We start from the raw sequence: 13,161 nt of genomic DNA, 5'->3' as shown, positions 1-13,161 counted from the left end.
CCAAAGAAAAAAGCCCGCAATGTGCGGGCTTTATCAAACAGTGAAACTAGCTTAGGAAGCTGCTCCCTCTGTGGCACCACCAACTGGTACCTTGGTTGTAACGACCGCAGGATCGTCTGTACCATGATAAACAGCGCTAACGCCTTCAGGGAATTTGAGATCGCTGATGTGCACGGAAGCGCCGCCTTCGAGTGAGGACAGATCCACTTCAATGTACTCTGGCAGTTTGCCTGGCAGGCAGCTAACGTCGATTTCAGTCATCACATGGCTGATCACTGCAGCAGACAGTTTGACTGCTGGAGACAGTTCGGCATTGGTAAAGTGCAGCGGTACTTTGACGTGAATTTTGGTAGAAGCGTCAACACGTTGAAAATCAACGTGCAAAACCAGTTGTTTGAATGGGTGATGTTGCACATCACGCAGCAAGACCTGTTCAGTCTTGTCACCGATTTCCAGATTCAGAATGGAAGAGTGAAAGACTTCTTTTTTCAAGGCGTGGAACAGTGCGTTGTGATCCAGTTCAATGGCAACAGGTTTGGCTTCGCCACCATAGACGATACCGGGAACCTTGCCAGCGATACGCAGGCGGCGGCTCGCACCCGTGCCCTGCAGTTCGCGTGGGAATGCTACTACTTTCATAATCAACTCCAAAATAAAAGGCCGTCCGCGACCAGGCGACCTTGGTTAAAGACTGAAAAATTTCAGCCCTGAAACTATTTGCTGACTATCTACTGTTAGTCAGCAAATAGTGATAAAACAGATTCACCGCGAGAAATCCGGCTGAATGTCTCAGCCAACAGCGCCGAGCAGGTCAGCTGACGGATTTTTTTGCTGCCACGGCTGTCTTCACGCAAAGGAATTGTATCGGTCACAACCAGTTCATCGAGTGCCGATGCATTGATACGCTCAACGGCACCACCTGAAAGTACTGGATGGGTACAGTAGGCGTAAACCTGTTTGGCACCACGTTCTTTCAGTACCTGGGCGGCTTTGCAAAGTGTACCGGCGGTATCGACCATGTCGTCCATGATGACACAGTTACGGCCATCCACTTCACCAATGATGTTCATGACTTCAGATACATTGGCTTTAGGACGACGCTTGTCAATAATGGCCAGATCGGTATCCAATTTTTTGGCCAAGGCACGGGCGCGCACCACGCCGCCGACATCAGGAGAAACAACCAATAGATCATCCAGATTTTTGGCAACCAGATCGGTCAACAAAACTTGTGAACCGTAAATATTGTCAACGGGAATATCGAAGAAGCCCTGAATCTGATCTGCATGCAGATCCATCGTTAATACACGATCCACACCAACCGATTGCAGCATATTGGCAACCACTTTGGCAGAGATGGCAACACGTGCAGAGCGTGGACGCCGATCTTGACGGGCATAACCAAAATAGGGAATGGCAGCGGTAATCCGGCCAGCTGATGCTCTTTTGAGCGCATCAACCATGATCATCAGTTCCATCAGATTGTCATTGGTCGGTGCACAGGTTGGTTGCAGCACAAAAATATCTTTGCTGCGCACGTTTTCCTGAATCTCAACACTGACTTCGCCATCTGAGAAGCGGCCAATGACTGATTTACCGAGTGGAATGTTAAGGTGTTTCACGACTTGTTCAGCTAATGCTGGATTAGCATTGCCGGTGAAAACCATAATATTGTCTGGAGAAAGAGCTGGGAGCATGTGGGTACACCGTTGCTAGTAGGACAGGTGCAATCGTGAATGACGATTGAGCAAGCCTGAGTTGTCTGTCATGGCTACTGACGGTAAAAATGTTGGCTGAGGAGGAAGGATTCGAACCTTCGCATGCCGGAATCAAAATCCGGTGCCTTAACCAGCTTGGCGACTCCCCAATACCTAACTACTCATCCACCCAATCCAGCAACGGGTGAACATTTAAACCTTTTGCAAACATCAGTTTGCCATCATTTGGCAAATTAGCCGGAGTACAGATTGTATCCAGAGCACCAGACCGAAAGGAGGAATAAACACACGCTCCTGATCCTGTCATACGCGCTATACCAACTTTTCCTGTAATGGCCGATGCCCAATTTTCAAGCCATTTGATGCTAGTAGCAACTTCTGGAAAAAAATGTTCAGCAACAGGCTGTAAATCATTCCTTCCGAACTCTGCACCAGACCGAACCGTGGCAAGAAAGTCCGACATTTTGACGCGTTCTGTGTTTCGTGTCAATTCTTGCGCGTTAAAAATTATCGGTGTTGGTATGTTTACCGCTGGAAAAAGCACCGCATAGTCATTCATAGGTAGATCTACACCCTGCAATTGTTCACCGATACCTTCCACGAAAGCATTTTTGGCAAACAGGAAAAAAGGTACATCGGCACCCAATTGTATGCCTAGATCCATTAACTGCTGGCGATTCAGACCGGTATTCCATAAGCGATTTAATACAATCAGGGTGGTTGCAGCGTTGGAACTGCCACCACCCAAACCGCCACCCATTGGGATTTTCTTCTCGATACGAATATCGGCACCCATATTGGTTTTGGTTTTTTGCTGTAATAGTTTTGCTGCGCGAATGATCAAGTCCTGTTCGGCAGGTATGTCATCATTGCCACCGACACGTTGGATTAATCCATCATTTCTTTTTTCAAAGTAAAGCAAATCGCACAGATCAATTAATCTGAAAACAGATTGCAAAAGGTGATAGCCATCAGCTCGTCTGCCAGTGACATGTAAAAATAGATTGAGTTTTGCGGGAGCAGGGCAACAGTAAGCAGCTTGCATGAGGTTGGTGTCAAGTCGGCAGGGAGTCTATTTTAAAGGCAATGGGTCAACGAGTAGGATGAGTTGTGGTAAGTCGGTCAATTGATTGCGAATGTCGAGGCGTTTGGGTTGGCAACTACCTGTTCCAGTCTGGCAGCTGCTGATTTGCATGACCCAGTTATCCTTGTTGATCTTGTCCTGCAGATTTAATGTGGATTTTTGTTGATAGGCTTGAATCAGTTGATCAAGAAAATAATCGATGGGTATCTGATTGTTGGACGATAGATTGAAGGTTTGTCTCAACAAGTCAGCCATATCGATGGCCTGGTGATCAACTTGATTGGGAATATGTAAAATGGCCCGATGATTGTCTTGCGTGATTTCAGCCAGTGTTTGTCCCAGGGGTGAACCTAGCTCCAGTTTTTGTAAATGGCTGGATTGCAGATAGGTAAACTGTCCATGGGTGCCAGTTTCTGTACCGTTTTCTTCATAGCGCAATGAAAAACGGCCGCTTAGAGAAAAAGCAGTATTTTCCAACGCTCCGTTTGAACGTAAAGGCACACTTTGGCATCCACCCAAAAAAGTGGTCAAAGCAAGGGTGACCACAAAAATGAAATCAGATAATTTCAAGAAATTACAATCCGGTTTTGTATTTGCCTAAAACAGCTCGTAATGTTTCATTTTTAGGGTCAGTTTTGAGTACTTCTTTCCAGTATTTTTGAGCCTCATTGCGTTGCCCTGATTCCCATAAGACTTCGCCTAGATGAGCACCAATTTCGACGTCTTGTTTAAGTTCATAAGCTTGTCGTAAATAAGTCAGTGATTTATCCAGATTGCCCATTCGATAATAAACCCAGCCCAACGAGTCAATGATGAAGGCATCATCCGGAGCAAGTGATACGGCCTTTTGCACCAATTCCAGTGCTTCTGGCAGGCGTAGTTTGCGATCGGCCAGCGAATAGCCAAGTGCGTTATAGGCATGCTGATTTTGTGGGCGAATTTCGATCAGCTTGCGTAACGCGCCTTCCATCACATCCAGCTTATCGAGTTTTTCGGCTGCCATGGCATAGTCATAAAGCAACTCGGGCTGATTGGGTGTCTTGTTCAACGCATCACTGAGTACATTGAATGCTTCTTGCGGTTTACCTGCGTCACGCAAGATCTGAGCTTCAGTCAGACTGATTTGATAACGGTCGGCTGGTGCAACAAGGCTGCTTGCAGCAAGTTTTGCTAAAACTTCACGACTTTCCTGCAATTTACCAATCTTGCCCAACAACGTGGCGCGCTTGATTTCAGATTGAGCGCTACGATCTGATTCATCAAGTTTGTTGATCCAATCCAAAGCAGCTGTCAGATTGCCACGATCTTCTGCAATCTGGGATAGTAGTTGGTAAGAACGGGCTAAATCTGAACCATGAAAGATCTCTGTATCTTCGCCCGAGTTATCCTTTTGTCTGGCCGCATTCTTTGTGCGGTCTACATAAGTGGTCAGATATTTTTCGGCCTGATCTGGCTGACTGGCTTCCAAACTTAAAGAAGCCAACGACAACAATAGTTTGGGGAAGGTTGTGGTTGACTTTTCCAGCTTGTCCATTTCTTGGCGGACTGCTGAACTCTGCTTCTGCTCAATCAGCAAGCGAGTCAATGTGACGCGTGCATCAATGGCTTTGGGGTTTCTACTCAAGAAGTCACGAATCAGTTTGATGGTTTTATCGGGTTCAGTTTGCTGAATCAGCTGCACATGTGTCAGTAATGCCAGTTCAGAATCCGGATTGATCTTGAGCGCAGTCTGAGTTTCTTGTTGAGCTTTGGCATCATCATGAAATTGTGTCGCAGTGCGTGCCAAAATCAGGTGAGGTTCATAACGATTGGTATCCTGGGCGGCCAGTTTTTCCATGATGCCAGTGACGGCGTCTTTATCCTGGCTGCGTGTCAGCAGTCGCTGCAATTGCACTAGGTTGGCAATGCGTTGGTCACTAGAGTATTGCGCATAGTGTTCCTGGCTGATAGCTGACAGATCATTAAGTTTACCGGTGGCAACCAGCATGGCTTGTAAAGACTGGAAGGCCTCTTCAGATTTTGGACTTAGCAATAACCAAGTTCTGGCAGCGGCAATAGCATCGTCAGCGTAACGATTGCCCCAAGCAATTTCTGTGGCCCGCTTGGCAAAACGCGGGTCATGCGTCTGGTTGGCCATGGACATCAGAGTACCGTAGGCGGGGCCAATCTGACCGCGCTGCGCAGCAATTTCCGACGACAAGGTCTGAAAAAAAATCTGATCAGTCAAAACTGCGTTGGGAATATTTTCTTCGCTGACTGGGGGCGTAATATTGGACTCAGCGTCAACCTGTGGTGCGACGAGCAGTCCGCAAAAAGTGCCCAAAAGGGTGACAATTAGCTTAAATTTGAAGTTGAGGGTCTGCAAATGTGGTTCCATACTCAATTAGTGACCGAAAATCGGTAAGCATCTGAACGGCAACAAGCGTGCAAAGTATTCTATGCTTGTAGTCAGACTTCAACACAGAACTATTTGTTCAATTAACTCGTATATTCAGTATTTATGCCGGAATTACCTGAAGTAGAAGTGACGCGTCGGGGTATTGAGCCTCATGTGTCTGGTCAAAAGATTTTGGCTGTCTTGGTGCATCAACCCTGTTTGCGCTGGCCTATTCCTGCCAATTTACCCGATAAATTGCTCGGTCGCACGGTGTTTCGCGTGGCGCGAAGGGGTAAATATCTGCTGTTTGATTGTGGCACTGGATGGTTAATCATTCATTTGGGAATGTCTGGCACGTTACGTCGGGTTGAGACTTCGTCGATACGTCAATTGCATGATCATTTTGAAATTGTATTTTCAAAATATTGTCTTAGACTGAACGATCCGCGGCGTTTTGGGGCGGTTTTATGGCATGACAACGAAGCGGGAGATGTTCTACAGCATCCTTTATTAAAAAAGCTGGGGGTTGAGCCGCTGGATTATGAAGATGATCTCGGCAAATTAATGTATCAGGCTAGTCGTGGTCGCACGCTTAGTATTAAACAGATGTTGTTGGCAGGCGAAGTGGTTGTTGGAGTGGGAAATATTTACGCTTCTGAGAGTTTATTTGGCGCGGCTATTAAACCAACAACCCAAGCGGGCAAAATTTCCTTGGTTCGCTATCAGAAACTGGCAGAATCGATTCGCAGTGTATTGTTTGCCGCAGTAGAAAAGGGTGGCAGTACTTTAAGAGATTTTTACTCTAGCGATGGTGTGCCAGGATATTTTCAGCTTGAAGCGCAAGTTTATGGGCGTCAAGGACAAGCCTGTCGAGTTTGTGGCGCAGAAATTAAGCTCATTAAGCAGGGACAGCGTGCGACTTATTACTGTGCGGTATGTCAGTCACGCTAACTAGGGTAAACCAGTAATACCAGGGTAAACCAGTAAGGCAATTGGGATTTGGTGATTTAAATTAAATTTGCCTCCGCTTTTTGTTTGATACATACAAAAGTATGTGCTACTTTTGTGTGCACTGCGGTATTTATAAAAAACTGTTAAATAGAAGTTGGCGCAAAATGAGCAAACTGGTTGAAAAGTTGAATGAATATGGCGCCTGGCGGACGCATTTGTCGCGGGAGCTGATGCATTTCGGCGTTTGGCTGGATGACAATGAATTGCTCGAGGCCCATATTGATCAGCGTATTGAGCGAATGCTGAGTCATCTGGCTGATGACAAGCTGTCACTGGCGTTTGTTGCTGAGTATTCTCGCGGTAAATCCGAGCTGATCAACGCGATCTTTTTTGGCAATTTTAAAGGCCGTGTACTGCCTTCGTCGGCAGGCCGCACGACCATGTGTCCAACCGAATTGCGCTATGACTCGATTGCTGCAACCGGTATCAAGCTGCTGCCCATTGAAACTCGCAAGCAGGCGGGTACGATTTCCGATTTAAAACATGATGATGAGTTGTGGACATTTGTGCCCTTTGATCCTGAATCACAGGAGTCAATGGCCAGTGCGTTCAAACATGTGATCGCTACCAAAATGGTGCCCTGGCGCGAAGCTGTTGATCTCGGGCTGGCTGAAGAACCCGAATCACGGGATTTGGTGCGTGGTCTGGAAGATACCGAAGTTGAAATTTCTCGCTGGCGTCATGCGGTTGTTAATTTTCCGCACCCTTTATTGATGCAGGGTCTGGTGATTCTGGACACACCTGGCTTGAATGCCATTGGTAGTGAGCCAGAATTGACGCTCAATTTGATTCCTAATGCCCATGCGGTTTTGTTTGTGCTGGCTGCCGATGCCGGTGTGACCAAGTCGGATATCGAGGTTTGGCAGGAGCATATTCATCAGAATGGGGCTGGTGCGCGTCTGGTGGTGCTCAATAAAATTGATGGCTTGTGGGATCCGCTCAAGTCGGATGCCGAAATCAATGCCGAAATTGATCGACAGGTCAAAACCAGCGCCGAATTGCTGCATGTTCAACCTGATATGGTGTTTCCGGTATCAGCGCAAAAAGCTTTGGTGGCAAAAGTTAAAAACGACGAAGACCTGCTGGAAAAAAGTCGGATTCGAGTACTTGAAAGTACCCTTGCTGATCGGCTGATTCCTTCCAAATGCGATATTGTGCGCGATCAACTGGCCTCTGAAATCATGGAGGTCGTCAAGGAGTTGTCGGGCAATCTGAGTCGCAAAAAGCGCGGTATCAATGAGCAACTCTTTGAAATGCGGGGCTTGCGTGGCAAGAATCAGAATGTGGTCAAGCACATGATGGAGCGCGTGAACATCGAAAAAGAAGAGTTTGAACGAGCTGTCGAAAAATTGCAGGCAGTGCGCAACGTGTTCAAAAAGCTGTCGGATCAGATGGTCGATACACTTTGTTTGAAATCGTTATTGCGTGAGGTGACTGACACTCGTAAACAGATGGATGCCAGCCATTTTTCGACGCAGCTCCTGACCCATATGGATCAGTTTTTTGTGTTGATGCGTAATCTGCTGGATCAGGCCGGTATTAAATCCAAAGAAATCGATGAAATGATGGGGGCGATGTATCGCCGTTTTGCGGCCGATCATGGTCTGTCATTCACTTCGCCAATGACTTTTACGCTGGATCCTTATTACGAAGAAGTGCGTCGGCTTGAGAAGGCTTATCGGCGTCGATTTGATGCCATCACGTTGGTAACAACCAATAAAGCCATGGTAATTCGCAAATTTTTTGAGTCTGTTGCGAGTCGTATGCGTGATATTTTTGATCGGGCTCGTAATGATGCCGAAACCTGGCTCAAGGCGATCATGACGCCCCTGGAAAATCAGGTACGTGATCATAAGGTGCAACTGAAGCGTCGGATTGAATCGATTACCCGTATTCTGGATGCGACTGGCTCACTGGAAGGCAGCATCAAACAGCTGGAAGGCATTTTTCAGGAGTTTGAACAACGTGGTCAGCAACTGGCAGATTATCACGGCAGAATAGCCACAGTACTTTCCAATAGCGGCGGAGCGGGTAACCAGCTGGCAGCCTGATAGTGGCGGCGCAGATGTTTGGCGCCCGTCCTATAATTCGGGGATGAACCAGTCATCCCATGTCACCACGTCAAACTTACTACCCACTGTTACTTTCGCGACGCCACACGAATTTGCCGAGCGTCTGATCGCTTGGCAGAAACAGTTTGGCCGTCACTTTCTGCCTTGGCAAAACACCCGCGACGCTTACCGTATCTGGCTCTCTGAGATCATGTTGCAGCAGACTCAGGTGGCCACGGTAATTCCTTATTACGCCCGTTTTCTTGACCGTTTTCCCGATGTGCAGACCTTGGCAGCTGCCCATGCCGATGAGGTACTGGCTTTGTGGGCCGGGCTGGGTTATTACACCCGAGCGCGCAATCTGCATGCCTGTGCCAAGGCGGTGGTTGAGCGTCATGGCGGAATTTTTCCAGTTGAGCAGTCTGCTTTGGCAGACTTGCCCGGGATTGGCCGTTCAACTGCCGCAGCGATTACCGCTTTTGCCAATGGCACCCGTGCGGCCATTCTGGATGGCAATGTGAAGCGTGTATTGACGCGGGTATTTGGAATCAGTGGTTTTCCTGGCGAAAAGAAAATCGAAAATCAGTTATGGGCTTTGGCCGAAAGTCTATTGCCCCAAGCTGATGTGGCGGGTTACACCCAAAGCCTGATGGATATGGGGGCCACGGTCTGCACTCGCAGTCGGCCGCTTTGTCATGCATGCCCTGTGGCTGCGCAATGCGCTGCGTTACAGCTCGATATGGTGGGTAACCTGCCGACCCGTAAACCGCGCAAGGCAGTACCCGTCAGGCAGGCGGTGTTGTGGATGTTGACGCATGAAGGGCAAATCTTGTTGGAACGGCGTCCACCTGCGGGTATTTGGGGTGGTTTGTGGAGTTTGCCAGAAAATGCTTTGGCTGAAGATTTTACGGTAGCGGATATTTCAAGCGAGCTGCATGAGTCGAGTGAGTTTGACACGCTGGTCATGCAGCGTTTTAGTGATTTGGGCAAAGTCGAGCAGCTCACTGTTTTGCCTGCTCTGACCCATGTATTTACGCATTTTCGCTTGGAAATTACGCCGGTCTGGCTGACGTTCAGACCACTTTTTCAAACTTTGGTGTTGAGCGATGCCGCTGCAGATTCGTCGCGCTGGTGGCCGATTAGTGAACTGGACGAGGTCGGTGTACCAACGCCTGTTAGAAAGCTGTTTGAGTTATTGAAAACTCGTCTGGTGTTGTCATAAAATGACCATAAGCTCATTTTTTACGGAGTATATGGGTAAATAGTGGTCTTTAAGTGCTAATTTATTGATTCATATTTTTTACTCTATGAGAGTATATTTTCTGGGAAAAACTGTTTACGGGCATGATCACAGCCACGCAATAAGGCAATACCTGCCAGCAAACCGAGTGCAGCAATCCATAATCCAGCCGAAAAATTACCTTGTCGGGTTGCGAGCATCCCGGCGATATAGGGGCCGATAGTCTGTCCCAGACCATGAATGGCGCTCATCGCCGCCACCGAATAGGCGGCCAGATGCGCACGAGCCGGTGGCAGTAACTGGCACGCCAGCGTATTGCCCAGCGCCACAATGCCCATGAAGGTGCCACCCAGCAGCAAACCGCTGCCATAAAGGGCGATGGCCGAGCTTGAGAAGACTGGCAACATCACGCCTGCCGCCTGTACCGCATAGGCAATCCCCAGAGTACGCAACAGACCCCAGCGATAACTCAGCTTCATCCACAATACATTGGACACAATGGCGGCCAGGCCAAATACCAGCCAACTGGCGGTGGCATCGTTGGCCAGCGCCGGAGTGCTTTTGGCGATGAGGGGCAAAAAGGTGGCACTGACGATATAACCCAGTCCAGCAAAAAAATAGGCGGCCAGCAGCCAGATCAGCGCATACCAGGCGGTGCGCGGCACGCGGGTAGTTTGATTGCCGAGGTGGGCGCTGCTTGAATGGACGTTATTGGCATGTTGCTGATGGCCTTGATTCAGCCGACTGGCCAGTAAAACCAGCAAGGACGGCAGAATCAACAGCGCGATCAGTGCACCATGAACCAGCCAGTAACTGGCCCAGTTGGCCTGCTGCGATTCCAGCACAATCACACATAAGCTGGACAACACAATGCCGCAGCCCACGCCGCCATAGTGAATGCCGATTAATTGATGCTTGCCCGACTCATGCGTGGCGCGAATTACCATCGCAGACGCAGCATTCATCAACAACGCACCACTCACACCCGCCAATGCGCGAGACAGCAACATGCCCAGACCAAACTGATTGGGTAGTGCCATGGTCAGCGTAAAAACGAGTGCCATGATCCAGCCGAACCACAACAATGTGCCAGGCGATACAGCCCGTTTTTGCCAGGCAAACCAAATGGGCAGTAGCGAGCCCAACACATAGCTGCTCAGATTGGCCGTGGCCAGATAACCGGCCTGCAATGGTGATAAACCCAACTGAATTTTCATGCTGGGCAAAATGGCGGTATAGGCAAAACGCGTCATGCCCAGGCCGATGGCAATGCTGGCGGCACCACCAATCGCAATCCAGTAGGGGCTGGTGAAAAGACGCGACGCAGGTTTGATGTCAGCGGGTGATGCCTTGGTTTGGGGAGGCGAATGGCGCATAAGTCAGCTTGCCAGAAAAGAGCCTGAAAGTCGGCCCAGAGAAACGCTGGAAGTACTGCATTTTGTTATTTTTATAGGAGTATCATTTAAAATACTCGTGCTAGGTACGTTTTTATTGATCTTTTAAATTTACTGTGGGTGAGTATTTATCTACTCACAATCTGGTGCTGAACCAGATAATCCAGAATCACAGCCAGCCGCGCATCAGCATCCAGCAACTCCATCAGCTTTTGTTTGGCCTTGTTGGGGATCGGCAAAATTTCACTCAGACGGTTGCCAACCCAGCTTGCGTCATCAAACTGATAGGGCTCCCAAAACGGATTTTGCGCGGTCTGCCCGTGCTCGTCGGGGGCAGTTGGTTCATTGTGTTTGGGAAATTGATCCGTAATCCGTTTGAGCAGTTGCACGCACGGCAAGTGCGGCAGGTTAATCGGGGTTGTCGTTTCAATTTCCAGCAATTCGACTTCGGCACGCAACAAACCGGACGGATCAGCCTGGCTGGTCAAAATGGTGAAACGCTGTGTGCCACGTACCTTGATTTGCAAAATGCCCGGTTCGGTCATGTCAAAATCGGCAATCTCGGCCAGCGTGCCGGTCGGTTCGGGCACAGCGGGTGTTTTGTCATGCGCGACTTCAGTGCCTGAGCGAATCAGATTGACGCCAAAGGGCATCCCTTTTTGCATGCATTCACGCACCATGTCGACATAGCGAGTCTCAAACACCCGTAACGGCAATAGTCCACCTGGAAACAAAACCGTATTGAGTGGAAAGATGGGGATATGCATGACTGTGGCAAAGTCCGGGGTAGCAGAAAACAAGGTCGACCTTTTTATTTTTTAGCCAGGATCTGTGGCAATTCGCGATGCCGCACCAGCGTGTGCTGCTTGGTTTTGAAATGGGCAGCCAACGATTCAGCAATAAATACTGAACGATGCTGACCACCGGTGCAGCCAATGGCAATGGTCAGATAACTACGACCATCCGTACTGTAATTGGGCAGCCAGTGTTCCAGAAACTGTTTGATATCGGCCAGCATTTTTGGGCCTTCTTCCGTGGCCAACAGATAGTCGATTACCGGTTTGTCACGGCCAGTCAACGGCCGCAGATTGATATCGTAATACGGGTTGGGCAGGGCGCGCACATCAAATACCAGGTCGGCATCGGTGGGCAAGCCATGCTTGAAGGCAAATGACTGAAACAACATGGTGACGCCGGTATGGCTGTCATCCAGAAACTCGGAAATCCAGGCACGCAGTGTACTGGCGCGCAGATCACTGGTGTCAATCTGATGGCCCAGCCACTCCAGCGGGCTCATCAGGGCACGTTCATAATCAATGCATTCCGGCAGCGTTGCTTCGCCCTGCATGCCAATGATGGTGTCCTGCGGATTGTATTGGTTACCCGTGACCAGATGCGATAAAGGATGACGGCGGCGAGTTTCTGAATAGCGTTGTACCAGCGTGGCGTTATTGGCTTTGAGAAACAGCACGCGCACTTCATGGCCTTCAGCCTTGAGTTTTTTGACAATCTCGGGCAATTGCACAATTGTCTGGCCGGTGCGGGCATCCACTGCTGCGGCAATGCGTTTATAACCTTCCATGACCAAGGAGCTGACCAGGCCTTCCAGCAGCCTGACGGGCAGGTTGTCGACAGTGTAATAGCCAGCATCTTCCATGACGTTTAACGCCACAGATTTGCCAGAGCCAGAAATGCCGGTAACGATAATGATGCGCATAGGAATTCAGAAGCAGAGTTGACTGATAGTAACAAATTTGCGCTGCTAAATAGATGAAGAATTTAGATCGGGAACTGACGGGATACCATACATATGGATGTTTGTTTGCTTACGATGATTGAGTCATCATGCGCCTGTTTGCCAAAAGAAAAAAGCAGCCTGGTGGCTGCTTTTTTGTCAGTGCATCGTTGGTCAGTCCAACGACTGAGCAGTATTAATTACTCAAGCACTCGGACATGAATTTTTTGCGATCATCGCCTTTGAGCGCTTTTTCTTTGGCGTCTTTATTGCAGGTTTTCATTTTGTCTTGTTGCGTTACTTTTTTGGCAGACAGGCATTCGGACATGAATTTTTTGCGATCATCGCCTTTGAGTGCTTTTTCTTTAGCATCTTTATTGCAAGTGCCCATTTTGCTTTGCTGGGCAGTCATTTCCTTGGCTTCTTCGGCCATGGCGGTAGCGGCAAAAGCAGTCAGGCCAATTACACAGGAACACAACACAGCTGACAAGGATTTGATCATAGTGCTCTCCAAAATTTGAATGAAATTGTTTAAGGGATGACTTAAAAGG

Annotated in this window: 12 protein-coding genes and 1 tRNA gene; 3 read left to right on the top strand and 10 right to left on the bottom strand. The window is 48.7% G+C overall.

What is annotated here, in order from left to right; genetic code table 11:
• Positions 1 to 51: 51 nt before the first annotated feature.
• From ACMYR3_RS14320 to ACMYR3_RS14295, 6 genes are all read right to left on the bottom strand, one after another.
• Positions 52 to 639, bottom strand: coding sequence for a 50S ribosomal protein L25/general stress protein Ctc (locus ACMYR3_RS14320; protein ID WP_424192606.1), 588 nt, complete (start codon positions 637 to 639; stop codon positions 52 to 54).
• Between the two features lie 95 nt (positions 640 to 734).
• A complete protein-coding gene (locus ACMYR3_RS14315) occupies positions 735 to 1,697 on the bottom strand; it encodes a ribose-phosphate pyrophosphokinase (protein WP_424192605.1) in 963 nt (320 codons plus the stop codon).
• Between the two features lie 93 nt (positions 1,698 to 1,790).
• A tRNA-Gln gene (locus ACMYR3_RS14310) sits at positions 1,791 to 1,867 on the bottom strand.
• Positions 1,868 to 1,875: 8 nt separating this feature from the next.
• Positions 1,876 to 2,763 carry a 4-(cytidine 5'-diphospho)-2-C-methyl-D-erythritol kinase gene (gene ispE, locus ACMYR3_RS14305; protein WP_424192604.1) on the bottom strand — a complete coding sequence of 296 codons (888 nt, stop codon included), beginning with the start codon at positions 2,761 to 2,763 and terminating at the stop codon, positions 1,876 to 1,878.
• A 27-nt stretch (positions 2,764 to 2,790) separates the two neighbouring features.
• Positions 2,791 to 3,303, bottom strand: a complete 513-nt coding sequence (locus tag ACMYR3_RS14300) for a lipoprotein insertase outer membrane protein LolB (RefSeq protein ID WP_424192603.1) — start codon at positions 3,301 to 3,303, stop codon at positions 2,791 to 2,793.
• A gap of 73 nt (positions 3,304 to 3,376) precedes the next feature.
• The gene (locus ACMYR3_RS14295) at positions 3,377 to 5,179 is read right to left on the bottom strand and encodes a tetratricopeptide repeat protein (RefSeq protein WP_424192602.1); all 1,803 of its coding nucleotides are present in this window, start codon (positions 5,177 to 5,179) and stop codon (positions 3,377 to 3,379) included.
• A 123-nt stretch (positions 5,180 to 5,302) separates the two neighbouring features.
• Here ACMYR3_RS14295 and mutM point away from each other — a divergent pair, with 123 nt between their 5' ends.
• From mutM to mutY, 3 genes are all read left to right on the top strand, one after another.
• Entirely contained in the window at positions 5,303 to 6,130 is an 828-nt protein-coding gene (gene mutM / locus ACMYR3_RS14290; protein ID WP_424192601.1) for a bifunctional DNA-formamidopyrimidine glycosylase/DNA-(apurinic or apyrimidinic site) lyase, read from the top strand.
• 164 nt (positions 6,131 to 6,294) lie between these two features.
• On the top strand, positions 6,295 to 8,241 hold the full coding sequence (locus tag ACMYR3_RS14285; RefSeq protein ID WP_424192600.1) for a dynamin family protein: 1,947 nt from the start codon (positions 6,295 to 6,297) through the stop codon (positions 8,239 to 8,241).
• 43 nt (positions 8,242 to 8,284) lie between these two features.
• Entirely contained in the window at positions 8,285 to 9,463 is a 1,179-nt protein-coding gene (gene mutY, locus ACMYR3_RS14280; protein ID WP_424192599.1) for an A/G-specific adenine glycosylase, read from the top strand.
• 83 nt (positions 9,464 to 9,546) lie between these two features.
• Here mutY and ACMYR3_RS14275 read toward each other — a convergent pair whose 3' ends face one another.
• The 4 genes from ACMYR3_RS14275 to ACMYR3_RS14260 all read right to left on the bottom strand — a co-directional run bounded on the left by ACMYR3_RS14275 (position 9,547) and on the right by ACMYR3_RS14260 (position 13,112).
• On the bottom strand, positions 9,547 to 10,857 hold the full coding sequence (locus ACMYR3_RS14275; RefSeq protein ID WP_424192598.1) for a YbfB/YjiJ family MFS transporter: 1,311 nt from the start codon (positions 10,855 to 10,857) through the stop codon (positions 9,547 to 9,549).
• Between the two features lie 146 nt (positions 10,858 to 11,003).
• Positions 11,004 to 11,675 (bottom strand): LON peptidase substrate-binding domain-containing protein, encoded by a 672-nt coding sequence (locus tag ACMYR3_RS14270; protein WP_424192597.1) that lies wholly within the window; start codon positions 11,673 to 11,675, stop codon positions 11,004 to 11,006.
• An 11-nt stretch (positions 11,676 to 11,686) separates the two neighbouring features.
• Positions 11,687 to 12,592, bottom strand: a complete 906-nt coding sequence (gene rapZ / locus ACMYR3_RS14265) for an RNase adapter RapZ (RefSeq protein WP_424192596.1) — start codon at positions 12,590 to 12,592, stop codon at positions 11,687 to 11,689.
• Positions 12,593 to 12,806: 214 nt separating this feature from the next.
• A complete protein-coding gene (locus ACMYR3_RS14260) occupies positions 12,807 to 13,112 on the bottom strand; it encodes a PsiF family protein (RefSeq protein ID WP_424192595.1) in 306 nt (101 codons plus the stop codon).
• Positions 13,113 to 13,161: the final 49 nt, after the last annotated feature.

The organism is Ampullimonas aquatilis (assembly GCF_049675895.1).
GTDB classification, from domain to species: Bacteria; Pseudomonadota; Gammaproteobacteria; order Burkholderiales; family Burkholderiaceae_D; genus Ampullimonas; species Ampullimonas aquatilis.
Note: the sequence above shows the minus strand (reverse complement) of the source record. Positions and strands in the feature narration are given on the sequence as shown.